13 protein-coding genes and 1 pseudogene are annotated in these 18,116 nt (G+C 41.5%); 7 read left to right on the top strand and 7 right to left on the bottom strand.

Features of this window, described 5'->3' with window-relative positions; genetic code table 11:
* Positions 1 to 453: 453 nt before the first annotated feature.
* The 3 genes and pseudogenes from HWQ38_RS12765 to HWQ38_RS12755 form a co-directional block, all read right to left on the bottom strand.
* Positions 454 to 1,702 (bottom strand): annotated as a pseudogene (locus HWQ38_RS12765) (ISNCY family transposase).
* A 274-nt stretch (positions 1,703 to 1,976) separates the two neighbouring features.
* Positions 1,977 to 2,222, bottom strand: coding sequence for a hypothetical protein (locus HWQ38_RS12760; RefSeq protein ID WP_292793885.1), 246 nt, complete (start codon positions 2,220 to 2,222; stop codon positions 1,977 to 1,979).
* Positions 2,215 to 2,520, bottom strand: a complete 306-nt coding sequence (locus tag HWQ38_RS12755) for a hypothetical protein (RefSeq protein ID WP_094343775.1) — start codon at positions 2,518 to 2,520, stop codon at positions 2,215 to 2,217. Before HWQ38_RS12755 ends, HWQ38_RS12760 begins: the two co-directional genes overlap by 8 nt.
* A 220-nt stretch (positions 2,521 to 2,740) precedes the next feature.
* Here HWQ38_RS12755 and HWQ38_RS12750 point away from each other — a divergent pair, with 220 nt between their 5' ends.
* The 3 genes from HWQ38_RS12750 (at position 2,741) to HWQ38_RS12740 (ending at position 8,974) form a co-directional block, all read left to right on the top strand.
* Complete coding sequence (locus HWQ38_RS12750) at positions 2,741 to 2,956, top strand: hypothetical protein (RefSeq protein ID WP_094343774.1); 216 nt, start codon at positions 2,741 to 2,743, stop codon at positions 2,954 to 2,956.
* A gap of 358 nt (positions 2,957 to 3,314) precedes the next feature.
* The gene (locus HWQ38_RS12745) at positions 3,315 to 4,994 is read left to right on the top strand and encodes a helix-turn-helix transcriptional regulator (protein WP_292793879.1); all 1,680 of its coding nucleotides are present in this window, start codon (positions 3,315 to 3,317) and stop codon (positions 4,992 to 4,994) included.
* Positions 4,995 to 5,473: 479 nt separating this feature from the next.
* Positions 5,474 to 8,974, top strand: coding sequence for a PriCT-2 domain-containing protein (locus HWQ38_RS12740; protein WP_292793877.1), 3,501 nt, complete (start codon positions 5,474 to 5,476; stop codon positions 8,972 to 8,974).
* Here HWQ38_RS12740 and HWQ38_RS12735 read toward each other — a convergent pair.
* A complete protein-coding gene (locus tag HWQ38_RS12735; RefSeq protein WP_292793875.1) occupies positions 8,914 to 9,156 on the bottom strand; it encodes a hypothetical protein in 243 nt (80 codons plus the stop codon). The two genes, HWQ38_RS12740 and HWQ38_RS12735, sit on opposite strands and share 61 nt — an antisense overlap.
* A 254-nt stretch (positions 9,157 to 9,410) precedes the next feature.
* Here HWQ38_RS12735 and HWQ38_RS12725 point away from each other — a divergent pair, with 254 nt between their 5' ends.
* Together HWQ38_RS12725 and HWQ38_RS12720 are read left to right on the top strand one after the other, a co-directional pair.
* Positions 9,411 to 10,328 (top strand): relaxase/mobilization nuclease domain-containing protein, encoded by a 918-nt coding sequence (locus HWQ38_RS12725; protein ID WP_292793873.1) that lies wholly within the window; start codon positions 9,411 to 9,413, stop codon positions 10,326 to 10,328.
* Between the two features lie 27 nt (positions 10,329 to 10,355).
* The gene (locus HWQ38_RS12720) at positions 10,356 to 10,769 is read left to right on the top strand and encodes a toprim domain-containing protein (protein WP_292793871.1); all 414 of its coding nucleotides are present in this window, start codon (positions 10,356 to 10,358) and stop codon (positions 10,767 to 10,769) included.
* A 160-nt stretch (positions 10,770 to 10,929) separates the two neighbouring features.
* On the opposite strand, the gene HWQ38_RS12715 is transcribed toward HWQ38_RS12720, so the two are convergent.
* The 3 genes from HWQ38_RS12715 to HWQ38_RS12705 form a co-directional block, all read right to left on the bottom strand.
* Entirely contained in the window at positions 10,930 to 11,508 is a 579-nt protein-coding gene (locus tag HWQ38_RS12715) for a pentapeptide repeat-containing protein (protein WP_292793869.1), read from the bottom strand.
* Positions 11,509 to 11,613: 105 nt separating this feature from the next.
* Positions 11,614 to 11,853 carry a hypothetical protein gene (locus tag HWQ38_RS12710; RefSeq protein WP_292793867.1) on the bottom strand — a complete coding sequence of 80 codons (240 nt, stop codon included), beginning with the start codon at positions 11,851 to 11,853 and terminating at the stop codon, positions 11,614 to 11,616.
* 541 nt (positions 11,854 to 12,394) lie between these two features.
* Positions 12,395 to 12,754: a hypothetical protein gene (locus HWQ38_RS12705; protein WP_292793865.1), complete on the bottom strand. Its 360-nt coding sequence runs from the start codon at positions 12,752 to 12,754 to the stop codon at positions 12,395 to 12,397.
* A gap of 188 nt (positions 12,755 to 12,942) precedes the next feature.
* On the opposite strand from HWQ38_RS12705, the gene HWQ38_RS12700 reads away from it, so the two are divergent.
* Both HWQ38_RS12700 and HWQ38_RS12695 read left to right on the top strand, forming a co-directional pair.
* On the top strand, positions 12,943 to 16,530 hold the full coding sequence (locus HWQ38_RS12700; RefSeq protein WP_292793863.1) for an NB-ARC domain-containing protein: 3,588 nt from the start codon (positions 12,943 to 12,945) through the stop codon (positions 16,528 to 16,530).
* Positions 16,527 to 17,852 carry a glycosyltransferase family 1 protein gene (locus HWQ38_RS12695; RefSeq protein ID WP_292793861.1) on the top strand — a complete coding sequence of 442 codons (1,326 nt, stop codon included), beginning with the start codon at positions 16,527 to 16,529 and terminating at the stop codon, positions 17,850 to 17,852. Before HWQ38_RS12700 ends, HWQ38_RS12695 begins: the two co-directional genes overlap by 4 nt.
* The last annotated feature ends 264 nt before the right edge of the window (positions 17,853 to 18,116 follow it).

Below are 18,116 nucleotides of genomic sequence, written 5' to 3'. Positions count from 1 at the left end.
CGTATTCACAATGCTTCTACAGCCGTTTAACCCTCGTAATTTGGCTACAGTATTGTAAGATACTTATAGTAAATTTTTCTAATCATCTAACATCAATTGTTTATTTATAGACCATCTGTGTCCTGTCTGCAGCAATTCTCATTTTGAAAAAAATCAGATAAAATTCTCTTGTTTAAATAGCGAACTTGTGTCGAACCATGATTTTTTGACAAATAATTATCATCCAACACTAAAGATAGACAGGTTTTTAAAATTCTGTCCACGAAAAATTGATTTCAACTCATAAATCCAGTTGAAATTCTAACCAACTTTGTAGTTTTTGTTGATAAATAACTTTCTCCTCATCTTTCAATATATTGACATTTTTTTAACTAGAATTTACTTTTTTTAATGGGACATATTCGCTCAGAATGAAGGAGAAAAAATCCGACCAATCTTTAAACCATAAAAATTTTAAAAGGGTACGAATATCATTAAAGAAAGAAGTCCGAGTTACTAATAAATCACGAATCTTTTGATAGGTGAAATTGACTAAATCTAAAACAGTATGAAATAAAAAAGATAGCAAATTTAAAGACAATAAGAACTCGCATAAATGATTTTCACCATGACCAAAATTATGCTCTAAATTATAACCATGATTTTTAAGAACGTTATTGCCTTCATTCTCAACTTTCCATCTACTGCGTCCAGCTTTGACAATTTATTCAACATTATTTTCAGTGATTTTATGATTAGTTATCCAATTATTTTGGTAGATAATTTTCTGTGTTTTCTCATTAATAACAGTTACTTTGCACCAATTAACTTCGAGACTTGAGTCATCATCTCGCAAGGGAAGTCTAGAAGTATAACGATAACGATAAATTAGATTTTTTCGCCCATCCCATTGTTTCTTTTCAACGGTTGTAACTTCTCCGCTTCTTTCTAAAAATTCTAGCCATTCATATAAAGTTTTATGTGACGTTTCGAGACAAACAAAAATAAAATTATAACCTTGTTTTAGTGCTAATTCGCAAACAGGTTGGCGAGAATATAAGTCATCCCCTAAAAGGGTTACAGGATAACCATACTTATTTTGATGATTCTTATTTAACCATCTTTTAACAGCCGCATTTTCACAATCTTGCTTTTGACATCCATCTTGTTTTTTAATAAATTCCGGTGATAAATTAATTACTTGTTTTTGATTAGGAGAAACTATAATAGGTGTAACACAGCCATGAAAATAAGTTGTAGTTCCATTTCGATGATTACGACAATTACAATGAGGGCAATTAATCTTCTTAGATGAAAAATATTCTGTGCCATCTAACGCCACCAAAATTTCTCCATCTAAGTAGAGAAACTTGTTTAAAACTCCCTTTTCTTCTAACCATTGATAGACTTTTTGAAAAGTCATAAAGATAGTACTAGCTGGCACCGGATCTAACAGATTTCTTATTTGATTATCCCCAGGAATTTTTTCAATTGAAAATAAACTTTCAGCATTATCTTTTCCCTTATTGCTTTTCATTAAACGTTGATGGTCTAAAAAAGACGGTGACTGAGTAAAAAACACTGAAAATGTAGCCATCACTGCATCTTCTACCTGATATTTAGTATTATTTCCGGGTTTCCTTTCATCAGGTAAGTCATGTAATGATGACCGTAAAAATTGCATTAATTCAGCAATTTCTAGGGTCGCTGCTTTTTGAGCCATTTTGGAGTTGTTTGACTAATTAATAATTTCCAATTCACCAATTTTACCAAAGCTTGACAACTATTAATAATTTGTTATTTCGATTGAGTTGTATATTCTCATTCATAGAACTATTTTCTTGAGTTTACTCTTAGTTGTCAGTCAATTCCCTCCAGTACATTGAGTATTTATACTTGGTTGATGGAGGCAATTATTTTTTTAGCTATCTCCTTTGTCTAAAAAACTAGTTATTTTGTACTATATTTGGAATTTCAAAATGGGGTTAATACTCTATTTATTTCAAAATGAGAATTGCTGCTGGCTTCTGTTCTAGATATGAATGCCACTGGTCATCAGCAAAATTCAAGGGCTTGGAATCACAATAATCGTGTTCATCAAGTAGTTCGCCTACTGCTTGGATTGCGTCGCCTAGCATCACATCTGGGGAGTATTCCAGTTGTCTGAATTCCTCTGAATCTCGGATTTCTCTGAGCCAGCGATCTATTGCTTCTAACCTTCGTAATTGATTTTGATTAAGCATTGTTCTCTGAAGGGGTAGTTCGTTGATTGCTTTTATCAGTGGTGGGTTGTTTACCAAAAGTGAAATCCGCTGCTGGTGCAGATATTTGCGTAACTACTGTGGGCACTGATTTTGCCAAAGAATCGCGTTCATCTATATCAAAGGCTGGCAAAACTTCCCAAGTAGCTTCTAAATGCCTGCCGTACCTGGAAAACATCACGTTAATTAGCTCTGTTAAACTTGCTAATTTGGTAGTTTTCAAAAGATGTTCGCCCATTTCCAACGCCGCGCCCCTAATCACAACTCGCGCTTGAACCATATTTTGGAGTCCTTAAGAATGACTGAAATCACTTGCAGACATAAGTGTGAGCATGGTTGCAATCAGATGCCCATGCCAAAAAACAAGATTTGACGCAATTGGGTTGTTTTTGGTCTTCTAAAAAATTTGCAGACTTTCTGCGTCCTATAAGTTACTATATCACAATAGTGCGATGTCGCAACATCGATACAAAAGAGATTCAAAGAGGAGGCATGGAATAATGGAGCAGGAGTTGCTACATCAGCACATTGCTACTGTGACAGATAAGAAAAAAGATCCTAACTACGGCTTGGTAAGAGGGTTGGTACCACAAGACCTACTCAAAAAATTCAAAATTTATTGTGTAGAAAATGGTGTCGATAACAGTCAGGGGCTGGAGAACCTATTGCGCGAGTATTTCGAGTGGAAAGACCAGGAAGGCAAGGAGGATAAATGAACACTGACATCAACCCACTTTTAGTGCCATCCCTGCTATTACTAAAGCGATCGCCTCAGCCCAACTGTCCCCCTATTTCTTTTAGAAGGGAAATAGGGGACTGCAAAATAATGACTCTTAGGCATTCAGTCAACGCTGAACAACCTTGTATTTACAAAACCTATCAAACCAAGCTTTCAAGCGGAGGCAGCAAATCTGGCTCAAACAACGGCTTGAAATAGCTGACACATATAATTAGCAGAGAAAACTTTTCCTTGCTGGCGTTAGATGGCAACTAACTGATGCACCAATCAAAAAATCCGCCTGCTGTTGCCCATGCAGTCCTAGCAGATAAATTCCATTCGATGAGAGTTGTCTTATGGCAGCAAATGATTTAAATCCGCAACTTCCATTAATAGTAAATCTCAACTTGATTAATCAAGAAGGTCAGGAAAACATTGACCTCAGTAAATTAATCATAAAAATTGATTCAACTTTATTTCCTAACCAGGAACAATTTCTCAAAGCTTTACGCAGTCATTTGTTACAGTCTCTCAAAGAAGTTCCTATAACAACTTCCATCAATCTGAGAAAGATAGAAGACAATTCTTTTGAAAATGCCGAGGATGAATTTCTACCTCCGGCTACCAAATCCCAAACGGAGAAAAGTAAAAATAGTAGTCAGCAAAACGTCAGTTATTTTGAGACTCCAGCTAATTCCATACCAAATACTTCAATCACAGTTAGACAATCAAAATTATTTAAGTCCCAAGACTTTGAAGCTATTCCAACGGCAGCACTTATGTTTTCCAGTATTGACTCTCAAATCAAAAAAGAATTGTGGAAGCAAAATGAAGATGGCATAGCCTACTTACAACATAGAGCTAAGGGCGATTCTCAAAACTTCATTGAGCATTATATTGCCAACCCCGGTGATATTTCCATGCTCCCTTGGGATGAAGCACTACAAATCATCGATAAATTTGGGTTTAACAGTGCAAAACTGCACTTAATCTTTGCTGCCTATGCAATGAAACAGGAAAGACCGTGGGAAAGCTTATTTATTCTCAATGCCAGTGACTTGATAAAAGATATGGGTTGGGATCAGCGAACTGATTTACCCAAACATAAAAAACTCTCAGAAATAGCCAAAACTGCGTTTGCATTAGATTGTTTGTTAGTTAAAACAGTATGGATAGAAGGTAGGAACAAAAAAGGTGGAATAAATGCTAGTACCCCTGTAGGTCGAATGTGGAACATTACAGTTGTGCCTTATGGTCAGATAAATTTACAGGGGAAAATAGAAGAACCATTAGAAGTTCAGTTAATTATTCAACCAGGTGCTTGGACTAAACTTTTTTTGAATAGAGCAGGAGCCAAATCAAGGGACGCTTTATATCAGTTTGGCTACTTAGCCCAACAAGTTTTGAAAATTGACCCCTACCATGAGGAACTCGCGCTAAGACTGGCTATATATCTAACATTGGATAGTCGGATTCGCCTTGATGGAAACTACAAAGTACAGGAGCTATTAGAAATTGCATTCGCTAAACCGATTATAGATAAAGCCCAGTTAGACTTTCGCCGAGCGTATGACCTAAAGCAGCACTGGGATAGTGCCATAAAGCTACTGCTCAAGCTGAGATGGCAGATTGTGTTTGACCCGGAAACGTACCCTGAATGGCTAAAACCAGACTGCAAGGACAAGAAGCCTAAAGGCTACCTGAACAAGTTGCTGGATGCCAAACTCACCATCAAACCCCCAGCTCCTATCCCAGAATTGATAGCATCCAAGGCTAAACCTAAAATAGAACAATTACAATCCAAAGTTCAACCTAAGATAGAACAGTTACAGCCCAAAGCCAAGCCAAAACAGCTACAACACATCAGCTTGACTGGCAGCCAAGTTAAAGAAGCACGTATTGCCAAAGGTTGGACACAGACTCAGCTGGCTGGTTTTCTTGGGGTGTCCCAAAAACTCATCTCCCTGATCGAAAAAGGCGAACGCACCATCAGCCTAGCTCACGCTAACAAGATCCGAAAACTTCTTGACATCTAATTTTGAGTATTAATGCTTAACGCTTCCTCGCAGCCAGCCACTCATTACCTGTGGTTGGCTATTTTTATGTTCTTGCTTTGTTCTAAAAAAAATAACCATGCAAAATAGGCTTAAAAGCCTTACTCCATATAGTTTTAAGCTTTAGAACAAAGACTCTAGAATCCCCGGATGAAAACTCTAGAATCCCCGGATGAAAACTCTAGAATCCCCGGATAATCTATTTTTAAAACCCTTACTGAGTAAGGGTTTCAGCTTTTTAGAACAGCCCTGATTAATTAGATTAATTAGATCAGTTTTGCCTAGTGGTTTTGGCCAATCTGGCATTATTTCTTGGTGTCCAAAAATATCAAAAACTTTTTGGCTACTGAAAACCTTAAGCTGCCCTCAAACCTTACTTCCCACAATAAGCATCCTGGCTTGTACCAACAGAGGGGGTAATGGCTGATAAGCGGCGGTTTCCTAGAAGGAGTGACCAATAAATGACAAACGCCGTAGTTGAAAGCAGAAGAACTAAAATCAAGTTTGCGTTTAACGCCACTGGCACAAACAAAGACTGGGACTTTAAAAAGCTGGCCGCTAACTTCATTGATGTAGAAGGCACTCTAGCCGATGTCCAGGAACATATTAAAGCAGGTCACGCCATCTGTGCTGGCTTACTGGGTGGTCAATGGCGCAGTAAAGCCAATGTCATCGGTTCTCACTGGCTACTACTCGACATTGATAATTCCGATGTCGCCCGTGATCCTGACGGCAAACCAATCAAGGACGAAAACGGAAATTCTATCAAAGTTTACGATCGCCAATTAACCATAGAAGAAGCCCTAGCCCATCCCTTCATTAAAAAACACTGTGCTTTAATTTACACAACTGCCAGTCATAAACCAGACTGGCATAAATTCCGGTTGGTTTTCCTTCTCCCCGAATATGTCCAAGGTGCTGATACTGTAGAAGCTTGTACGCGCTTCCTGATGCAGCAGTTGCCCCATGACCCAGCTTGTAAAGATGCAAGTCGTGTTTTCTACGGCAACACAGAGGCAGAATTCCCCCTGGTCAACCCTGAAGCCACTTTACCAACAGAATGGATAAGTAAAGCGATTGCGATCGCGCAACAGGAGCGTATTGAGTATCAGCTAAGAATTCAAGAAATTGAGTCACGGCGTAAAGAGTGGCGTGAGATTTCCCTCACTGAAGGCTGGGATATTGACCAGCTAATCCAGAACGCGCTTTCATTCATCCCACCACGCACCCCAGGAAGCGGTAACTACGACGAATGCCGTCAAGTGCTAATGGCGCTGGTTAATCATTATGGGGCAACAGATGCCGAAATTATAGCCGAACAGTGGTCGCCCAGCATCAAGGGTTCAACTTGGAACATCCACGCTAAGATTCGCAGTTTTCGGCGTGGGGGAATTACGATCGGAACACTGTTTCACATTGCCAAACAGTATGGCTTTCGCTTCCTGCAACGGCAGTATGAATATAACCTCGGCGACCAAGGAGTAATTAGCCGTGAACAGTGGGAGCTTGGGCGAGTCAGAGAAGACTTGAGCAGCTTCCAAAATTTATTAAAGCAAGCGTTCAGCTATGCTGGGGCGCAGCCCATCGCGCCTTTTTCTTCAATATTTAAAGGATTTAAAGCGCCACCTTCACCGCAGCCTGAACCCGAAATTAACACCCCTTCGCCCAATGTAATTATCTACGAAAGGGGCAATATCCCGTTCAGAAGCGAAATTACAGGGGATATCTCTATTTCCTGCCAGCCGGATGAACATATCACCGCTTGGGTGGAAGCTGTTTCTAAGGGCTGGACACAAATCTTAGATAATTCCCACCCAGGACTAGGTAAATCTTACAACGCGGGGCAATTGACGGCGGCCTTATTCGGTGTTGATAAACTAATTTACCAGGATGCCAACCACAGAAACCCATCCACACTGCCCATTGAGACGAATTTTGTTGACCTGCCAGTGCGTCACAACGGCTTTAAACTAGATCCCACCCGCAAAACTCCTCTAGGTGAGGACTTTAAACTGTGGACTAAAGCGGGTGAGACTGCCGACACTGATGGGAATTGTCACAGGACTTACTTATTTAACGCCTTCCGCAACAAGAATTTTACCAGCCTTGATTTTGAAGAGAGCGGTATTAGTCCCATCTGTGGCGGTTGTTCCCTTCAAAATCAGTGCCGTTTCGCTCAAGGGGATGGTTTTGGCTTCCGCTTTCAAAAGCGCAGTGCAATTCAAAATTATTCTGAACTCAGAGCGCACCCAGACTCTACCCCTGTCACCTTAACTAACGCTGCTGACCAAACTTTCACCGTTGGGCGGTTATGGGAAGAAGCTGGTACACTCATCAAGACCGTGCGGAGCGTTGATGTGAACCGAGGCGATTTTGAAACCACCATAGGCAAGCTGCTACTGTTAGAACCAAATCTTTTGTCACAGCTGCAACCTGCACTCTTAGTTTTACACCAACTGTTTACTCAGCAACTTAAACCCACTGACCGCTACGGGTTTGATGATGCCACCATCCGGGCGCTGCTGCCCACTTTTCCCGAAAATTTAGATATCGAAGCGATTCGGCTTTTGTTTGAACCTGATTTCACTTTTCTAGAAGACTTAGACTCTATTGATATTACCCAAGATAAACAACTCAAAAAAAGTGCTGCGGCTCGTTATGCTGCCAAAAAGGTAGTCAAAGACAGCGCACGAACCGCCGGGAGGGAGTTTCTTGACTTGCCTAATTACTGGTTGCCTGACTTCCTGGAAGCTTGGAAAGGTGACGGTAGTTTTCAGTCTCAATGGGGTGTACTCAGCATTTACCGCCGAAACCCCAAACATACTGAATTGGCCAAATCAGCCCAATTTAATATTTATCTTGATGCCACTTTTAAATCTCACCAGTTGAAATTCAAATTAGGCATCGATGATCCTGTATTAATAATTGAGCAACAACGCCCAGACTACGGCAATTTAAAAGTGGTCAACGTCACTGGGCTGGGTAAACTGCCTAAAAATCGCTCTGACACACTTAGCAACCGCGTTAATGCCCTCAAAGAAACCTTGAAAAAACTCTACCCCACCCTTGGCATTATCGATTGGAAACAAATTGCATCCCAAATTGCAGACCGCACAGAATACGGTCACTTTGTCGATGGGCGTGGTGTTAATCGGTTTAGTGAGTGTGATGCGATCGCAAGTTTCGGCATTCCCTACCAAAACATCGGTGTTTTAGCAGCACAATATCAGGTGATGACTGGTGAACCAGTCAACCTGGAAGATAAAAACAGCGCTTTCCAAAAGTATCTCACTGAACTAATCAATGCAGAAATTATACAAGAGATTGGGCGATTACGCGCTCATCGTCGCTCCAATGTGGAGCTAACATTCTACTTCTGCGCTGACTATGACCTCAATTTCCTTTTAAATGAATTACCAAGAGTGAAATTAGAGAGCGTTGATGCTTTCCAACTCTGCCCCGAAGCGGGTAACGCCAGTGAGCAGACAGGTCACGCTATAGTCAATGCCCTAACCCAACTTTGGCAGTCAAAACAGAAAATTACTCAACCAGCGATCGCGAATATTGCTGAAATCTCCCAAGCTTGGGTGAGCCGATTTACCCAGAGATGGGGGGGCTGGCAGCACTTTAAAAAATTATTACTCCTGCTATTAGATAGTCTTAATAGCGGTAGTAATAAAAATTTGGCTGACTTAGACGACGATGAAAAGTGGCTAGCCCGTGAATACTTTCCCCTGTTGATTGCTGAATCGGAGTCATCACCAGACCCCCTGTTAGAGTCGGTGGCGGAAGTTGCCGAAGTTATTGGTAGTACTGCGATGCGGCGAGTTTTGCACTTTTGTAGCCCTCAAGTTAGGGCTTCACTGCTGATCCCTGTACTGGGTTGTCTGCCCAGCGAAGTTTACTCAATTTCAGTTTCTCCACTCTCTGCATCACTCGCAGAACCTGCGCTATCACCTTGAACAGTCATAAGAACTGATTCTAGACGATAACCTGCTTCGCGGATGTAATATCCAGCTGCACCCACGTCTTCAAACACGCTGTCAAATTGCGGATGAGTTGACGGAAAAATCTTTCTCAGGCGTGAGCTGATTCCTGAGAGTTCTTGCTGAATTGCGATTAGTTCTTGAGTATCATCATCCATGATTTATTTACCACAAAGATAGCTGCCCCGGTGAAACATTTGATTTCCCACCCCTATGGTATAAAAGGTGACAAGCACTGCAAAGAGCTATAAGGTTGCCTGTGTGGTTATTTGCTGGATTTCTGTCCCAATGATGAACCTGTAGGGTGTACACCCTGCGTTTTGAGCGTGTTATATGTGATGTTTTTTCACCAGGGGGAATGCACTGTAATCCACATTTTTGACAACGCCACTGGGCTTGTTGCTTAATTGCAGTGGCAAGTTCTGACCAATTGTCTGGGTATAAATTAGATGATGATAAGTGGAACGAAATCGGCGATCGCTATATGAAGGAGATGGGTTTTGATGCCAATCAGTTTGTCATCTTCCGCCACCATAACACCGACGACGACCACATTCACATTGCAGCCAGCCGAATCAGGATGGACACGGGGCTGTTAGTCCATGATTCCTGGGATTACGTTCGCTCTGAAAAAGTTCTGCGACAAATTGAGCAAGACTATGAGTTAGTGCAAGTGCAGGGCAGTAGAGAGAAGCTTCAACGCACACCCAGCACCGGACAAATCAGGCGCATTAGACGAGAACAAGAAGAATATGAACTAGGTAAACTTGAGCAGCCACCAGGACGCACTATTAAAGAGGAACTTCAGCAGACAATTGATAGGGCCAGAGTTGATTCTCCCCAAATGCCAACCCTGATCATGCGGTTGCAGCAAGCTGGCATTAGTGTCAGAACAGGATTTACCAGAAATGGGAAGTCTAAAGGTATTTCTTATGAGAAAGATGGGCAGGCTTTTAGTGGTACACAGTTAGGTGCAGCTTACACGTTCCCTGGACTGCAAAAACATCGCGGTGTTGACTACCAACCAGAACGTGATGATGAACCTATTCATGAATTGCTGCTCAAACCTGTTAAACCACTCCCAGTTGAGCAGTTAGAAAAACTCTTTCTTCTTATTGAACATAAACAAAATCAACCACAGTTCACCCCACCACCAGAGGATAAAGTTGTTTGGCAAGTGTTGCACAAGTACTTAAGCGAGAAACGCTATATACCAGATTATATTGTGCAAGGATTACATGGTAATCAGTTGCTTTACATGGATGAGCAACGAAATATTTTGTTTATCAAGCGTGATTTAGATGGTGAAAAAACTGGCGCATTAGTTTGATCAAAGCCTAGAGAAAATCATCGCACTGTGGAGTACGACCAAAACACCTCTACAGCAAATGGTTGGTTTTATCTGAGATTGGGAGGGCAACCAACGGACAAGGTAGAAAACGTCTTTTTGTGTTCTACACCAATTGATGCGATGTCAGCAGCCACCTACCTGATCTCAAGTTGCAAGGGGCTACCACCAACTAGAACCATGTTGATAGTAGCTGATGACCCGAATAACCTACCTATGGAATTTCTCAAGAGTTTCAATAGGGTGGTCGTAGCATTCAATAATGATCAACAAGGGAATAAAGCCGCTAGTGCAGTATTGGAATTGTTGCCAATTGGTAAAAGGCTCAAAACCCATAATCCTGATTGGAGTCAGGAATTAGAAGCTCATCTCAGGGAGGAGCAACAAAAGCTCAGACAGCAGGATCGTGGTTTTAGCTTGTGAGCCACGCGGAGCGTAGACCGAACTCGTTGCTGCCGAGGCGAGGCTTTAGTTTTTACTAGCTGGGCAGTTAAGAGAGCAGTATTTTGAAGTACTTTTGCAACACAAGTGTATTAAATTTTGCTTATTTATCTTATGCATTGACCCATCGTGGAGAAGTTGTTTATTTGTAGAGTTCTTGATTAGTAGCCTTTGGAGACAAAGGGGTTTTATTATATGGTTTTAGGAAAATGCCGGCACCGATGAGAGCAACCAAAATTGGTACGGCTACATACTGAACACACCATCTGATATTTTCGGCTTTAGATGCAGAATTTTTCAAAATTGCACCTCGATTTTTCAGATCGTACTTCATATCTTCAGTTAGTCCATCACAACCTTCAAATACTGCATTTTCCACTTTTACGTCACTCAATATAGTGTTGCTCAATTTGACTTTTCTTAGGATAGAACACCGTAAATCTGAGCCAGTTAAATTTGCGCCAGCCAGATTCGCTTGAAACAAATTAGCCCCATTGAGCTTTGCATTATGCAATTTAGCCCCGCACAAACTAGCGTCTGTTAAATTGGCACCACATAGTTGTGTATCCTTTAGATTGGCACCATTTAAATTACAGTGACTCAAATTACAACCATTGAGCTTAGTGCCTATGAAGAGATAGTGGCTAAAGTTTTGGTTGCTCAAATCGCGGCAGCTCAAGTCTTGCTGGGAAAAGTCATTATTATTTTGAATCGAATGCATAGATTTTTCCTTGTGTGTGAATAGGCGTAATTAGAGAGAAGCTGCCAACTACGCTTTTGTTATACAAAAGCTCACAAGATTTATCCACTGCTATACAAGGGCGAATTAACGAGAAGACTCATAAATTATGGCGACCGCAAAAAAACAGAAGATAAAGACTGCAATACGTAAAAGCCATTCCCATACACTTAGGTCTAGAAGCATCTGAACAATTGTGGAAGCTCCAAAAACTCTAGATATGACCAATGCAATCGCAAAACCAATCAGAGTCAGCATAAAATATTTCAGACCCTTACAAGCCCAATCGAATAAGAGATTACGGTCATCATTTAGTTTAGTTTTCATGGTTTTTACCTTTTTCAGAGTTAAATTTAGAGAGAAATGCACCCTCGACTACAGCAACCGAGAGTAGTTGCAACACGCTAAAAGTTTGATACTGCGTTTATGTGTGCATCAAAACTGACAATTTTTCCTGGACTACATATTTTCTCCGCTCACAGTAGAGGATGAACACCTCTAACTGTAGCGACCTGCAATTATAAATCCCCCAACCTGCAATCATCGTTGTTTTCAGCCAGGATTATTTGCAACTATAATTTCATTTGAACCATAATCCTGGTTTGTAAATGTCTTGATTGCAGGTCGCTACATCTAACAACTTGGAGCCGTGTAGTTTTGTTCAAGTAATTGCATCTTACAATTTTGTTCATAGATGTCAGTCCCTCATTTTCTATGTAAATTCCAATAACAAAGCTGGTCAGTGACATATCACTGACCAGCTTTTGTGATTAAGTTCTAATCCTCCCAGCTTGCTAATAAACTAAGTTTTTAATTATTAAATTTAGTTCAAACAACTATTTTTTACACAAAAAGTAGATGCAATAAACTAAACCGCTTTCTTTGACCCCGTACATATTCGGTAGGATGGTCCAACTGTCACAATGAATGTTCTTGTATCAGGATATTCTAGATTAATAACACCATATCCATGCCCCAAAGATAAAGCAGTGAGAGATGCTTGCAGAAAAAGCGATGGACAATTAATCTCTTTATTCTCGACTAAATTCATCAAATCAAAAAGTGATATCGGAAGGGAATGCTCAAGCGCAAAATCTCCTAGTTGTTCTTTAGAAAAACTAAAGCTGCCTACATTCGGAACAAGCAAATCTAAATTATTTCCCTCTATAGTTCTTAACCTAAAATCTAGCGGACAACCTGGCCTAGGCATATTTTTAATTAATTCCATAATCACCCCAGTGTCCATAAAGCCTTTGCCTCCTCTTGTGCGAGTGCGCTTGCGCCTGTGTTTGTCTACCTGTTGTTCTCAGTATTGCCTATGTCGGTTTATATGTCAAGTAAAGTCGGTCTTAAGATTTTTACAGGTCGGTTTATAGTGTCCTATAATGGCTGTAAAGCTTTTTGATGCAGACACTTATGGCAAAACCAACTTTACAAGCTTCTCCACAAGGAATCCAGCTTGTCAAAGAAGCGTTAATCAAGCGAGGGTTAACGCAAAAGATGCTAGCCGATAAGCTAGGAATTCATCGTTCAGTAATTAGTGCCTTGCTTAACGGCAAACCGATTTTATTGGAGAATTTTCTCCAGATTGGAGCAGACTTGGGTTTTGAGCAAGACTGGTACAAAATTACTCTCTCCGAACCAATGGTTAACCAAAACTTAACTGAGTCGAGTCATAAAGACGAGGCTGAGATAACATCTTTGGTGCAAAAAGTACGCAGTCAGGTAAGAGATATCAACAAGCGCGTTTCTTGGAGTGAAGCACCTAGTAGTGATGTCTTCTACGGACGGGAAGGAGAACTGTGTACGCTCAAGCAGTGGATTGTCGAGGATAACTGCCGACTAGTGGCACTATTGGGTATGGGAGGAATCGGCAAAACAACTTTGTCTGTGAAGCTGGCATACGACGTTCAAGATAAGTTTAAGTACTTTATTTGGCGAACTCTCCGCAATGCTCCACCTGTCAAAGAGATGTTGGCGGATCTGATCCGATTTTTATCTGATGAGAAGGAAACTGATTTACCAGAAAACGTAAATGATAGAATTACGCTGCTGATTAATTATTTACAAAAGCACCGGAGTCTTTTAGTACTAGATAATGCTGAAACGATTTTGCAAGGAGGGAAACGCGCTGGGGAATATAGAGAAGGATATGAAGGTTATGGTGAGTTATTAAGACGGGTGGGAGCACAACCTCATATTAGCTGCTTAGTGCTGACTAGTCGCGAAAAACCGAAAGAATTTGCACCTTTGGAGGGAGAAGCATCACCAGTCAGAACGATTTCATTACTTGGCTTGGGACAAACAGAAGGGCAAGAAATTCTCAAGGATAAAGGCTTGACTGGGTTGGAGCAAGAATGGGAACAACTAGTTAAGAAATATTCAGGCAATCCCTTGGCATTAAAGTTAGTTTCTGAACCAATTCGAGAGTTATTTGGTGGTAGGATCGGTGCTTTTCTAGATGAAGGGGAGATAATTTTTGGCGACACTCGTGATTTATTAGCTCAACAGTTTGAGCGCGCCTCAAAGTTAGAAAAAGAAATCATGTACTGGTTGGCAATCAAGCGTGAAGCAGTTTCGCTGGAGGATTTGCTAGATAGTATTGTGAGTGACTTGCAAAAAAGGGAATTACTGGAAGCTTTAGAATCCCTACGACAGCGATCGCTCATTGAGAAAAGTGCAGCACTTTTCACGCTTCAACCTGTGGTTATGGAGTACATGATAGACCGACTCATTGAGGAGGTATGTCAGGAAATTACCACAGGTAAAATATTAGCACTATTCATGAGCCATACGCTGATTGAAGCTACTGCTAAAGACTATATTAGAGATATTCAAATTCGCCTCATCTTAAAGCCAGTAGCACAAAGATTGCTAGATGTTTTTATAATTCCAAAAATTATTGAAGAAAAACTAACTGAAATCCTATCGCAACTGCGAAATAAATCTTTTGTCAAACCAGGATATGCAGGAGGTAATGCTCTCAATCTGCTTTGTCACCTAAAGACCAATTTAAGTGACTATGACTTTTCTCATCTGGCAGTTTGGCAAGCGTACCTCCAGGATGTGAATTTGCATCGTGTCAATTTCGCTTACTCGGATCTCAGAAAATCGGTTTTTGCTGAAACTTTGGGTACTATTTCATCGGTGGCATTTAGCCCAGATGGTAAATTTTTAGCTACGGGTGACGCTGATAACCAGATTCGTTTATGGGAAGTTTCATATGAGAAATCACTTTTTACCTGCACAGGACATACCAGTCGGGTACGGTCTGTTGCTTTTAGTCCAGATAGTCGGATTTTAGCAAGTGCCAGTGATGACAAAACAGTAAAGCTGTGGAATGTTAAAACCGGGCAATGCATCAAAACCTTGGAGGGGCATACGAGTTGGGTATGGTCAGTTGCCTTTAGTCCAGATAGTCGGATTTTAGCAAGTGCCAGTGATGACAAAACAGTAAAGCTGTGGAATGTTAACACTGAGCAATGCATTAAAACCTTGGAGGGGCATATATGTCGAGTATGGTCAGCTGCCTTTAGTCCAAATGGACATACTTTGGTAAGCGGCAGCGAGGATCACACACTAAAGCTGTGGGATGTTAAAACCGGGCAATGCCTCAAAACCTTTGAGGAGCATAAGAGTTGGGTACGGACTGTTGCTTTTAATCCCAATGGTGATACCTTAGCTAGTGGTAGTGACGACCAAACAGTGAAATTGTGGGATGTTAAAACCGGGCAATGCCTCAAAACCTTTGAGGAGCATAAGAGTTGGGTACGGACTGTTGCTTTTAATCCCAATGGTGATACCTTAGCTAGTGGTAGTGACGACCAAACAGTGAAATTGTGGGATGTTAAAACCGGGCAATGCCTTGAAACCTTGCACGGACACAAGAGTCGAGTATGGTCAGTTGCCTTTAGTCCCAATGGTGATACCTTAGCAAGCGGTAGTGACGACCCGGCAGTGAAGTTGTGGGATGTTAAAACCGGGCAATGTTTTAAAACCTTGCAGGGAGGTGCTAGCCGAGTATGGTCAGTCGCTTTTGCTCCAAAAGAGGATGCAAACAGTTCAGATAATTACATTCTGGGAAGTGGTACTGACGACCAAAAAGTCAGATTATGGAATGCTCAGGGGGAATGCCTCAAAATCTTGCACGGACATAAGAGTCGAGTATGGTCAGTAGCTTTTAGTTCAGATGGTAAAACCTTAGCAAGTGCCAGTAGCGACCAAACAATCAGATTGTGGGATGTCGAGACCGGGGAATGTCTTAGAATCATGCAGGGGCATACAAATTGGATACGTTCAGTTGCCTTTAGTCCAGATGGACACACCTTGGCAAGTAGTGACGACCAAGCAGTCAGATTGTGGCATGTCAAGACTGGGGAATGTCTTAGAACCATGCAGGAACAACATACGAGCCTAGTATGGTCAGTTGCTTTTAGTCCAAATGGTCAAACTTTAGCAAGTGGTAGCGAAGACCAGACAGTGAAGTTGTGGGAGGTCGAGACAGGAAAATGCCTCAAAACCTTGCGGGAACATAAGAGTTGGGTATGGTCAGTTGCCTTTAGTCCAGATGGGAAAACCTTAGCAAGTGGCAGTGACGACCAAACAGTAATATTGTGGAATGCTCAGGGGGAATGCCTCAAAATCTTGCACGAACACAAGAGCCGAGTATGGTCAGTAGCTTTTAGTTCAGATGGGAAAACCTTAGCAAGTGGCGGTGACGACCAAACAGTAATATTGTGGAATACCCAAAGGTGGGAAGATTTCAAAATGTTGGAGAAGCAGCATACCCTTTGTGTACGAACCGTCGCTTTTAGTCCAAATGGTCAAACTCTAGCAAGTGGTAGCGAAGATCAGACAATTAAACTTTGGAATGTTGATACAGGTAGCTGCCGAAAAACTGTGAAAATAGAAAAACTCTATGAAGGTATGAATATTACGGGTGTTACAGGTTTAAAAGATTCCCAAAAAAGAACGCTGAAAGTTTTGGGAGCAGTTGAAAAATGAAGCCTCTTGATGGTGATGATTTACCCCAAAGTCACAAATTGAAAACGGAGGGATATGAAACAAACAAGTTAGTCCACCTTAGACAAGCGATCGCACTTATTTCAGATCATGCTGATCCTGCTGCTGAGATTGGCGTAGAAGAGGCAGGGGGGCAAAATGTTTATGTTCGTCAGCTTGGCGAAACTTTGGCATCTCTGGGTTGGCAGGTAGATATGTTCACTCGTAAAGTCGATCCAAAAACTCCTGCTATTGTCCAGCACTCACCCCACTGTCGAACTATCCGTCTGGTTGCTGGACCAGAGCAATTTATTCCACGAGACGAAATTTTCCAATTTATGCCTCAGTTTGTGCAAGCATTCGAGGCATTTCGACTTAAGGAAGCAATTCACTATCCCCTAGTTCACACCAACTATTGGCTCTCCGGCTGGATTGGTTTGCAACTAAAGAAAATCCACAAGATTCAGTTGGTTCATACTTATCACTCTCTAGGTGTAGTAAAGTATAAGGTCGTTCCAAATCTATCTCCAATTGCAGATACTCGACTTAGCGTTGAAAAACAAATTCTTGAGCAAGCAGATTGTGTCATCGCAAACAGTCCTCAAGAACAAGAGTACTTGCGTACACTAGTTTCTCAGAAAGGTCATATTAAAGTTATTCCCTGTGGAACTGATAACTATCTTCGCACGGTGTCAAAGGAACAGGCTCGGGCGAAGTTAGGGTTAGATCCGGCTGAAGAAATTGTGCTTTGTGTAGCACGGTTTGACCCTCGCAAAGGCATTGAGACAGCAGTTCGAGCCTGTGCGAAATCTAGAGCTAAAACCATAGGCAACTTGCGCTTAGTCATTGTTGGAGGGAGTTGCCCAGGTCGTATAGATGAACAAGAACGAAAACGGATTGAGCAGATTGTGCAGGAAGTAGGTCTTGCTGAGAGAACTGTATTTGCTGGTCGGGTTGACCATAACGTGTTGCCATTTTACTACTCTGCTGCTGATGTATGCGTTATACCCAGTTATTACGAGCCATTTGGACTGGTAGCTATTGAGGCAATGGCTTGTGGTACTCCTGTAGTAGCTTCCAATGTCGGCGGCTTAAAATTCACTGTCTTGCCAGAGCAGACAGGCTTATTAGCTCCGCCTCAAGATACTGTAGCTTTTGCTACTGCAATAGATAAGATTCTATTAGACAAGCAATTTTCTAAACAACTCAGTACACAGGCTTCAGTGCTAGTGCGCGAACGTTTTAGCTTGGTTAGTATAGTAAGCCAGTTGAGCAACCTTTACCAATACCTCATAGCTCAGTCAATCGAGCGTTGCCATTGTTAGTTCATATACATCCGTGACAGGTTAACCCTCTCTGAAGAAACACTTTGCGTAAAGCTTATGTAGCAAGGGTGGCACAGTCTAGCCTGTTTAGCTGGTCTGGAGAAATTGGGACAATTTCAAGACCAAGAGCAAGCCCTAACTACTGGGATCTGTTATTGCCGTAATCAGATGACCAACAAACTTAACTCATGCCGTTCTCAAAACCCGTTGCCGTCCCTGTAGCAGTAGCACTACATGGATGCCTAAGCCAGGAAGTCATTGATT

It is taken from the genome of Nostoc sp. NMS7 (assembly GCF_017115085.1).
Classification (GTDB): Bacteria; Cyanobacteriota; Cyanobacteriia; order Cyanobacteriales; family Nostocaceae; genus Nostoc.
Note: the sequence above shows the minus strand (reverse complement) of the source record. Positions and strands in the feature narration are given on the sequence as shown.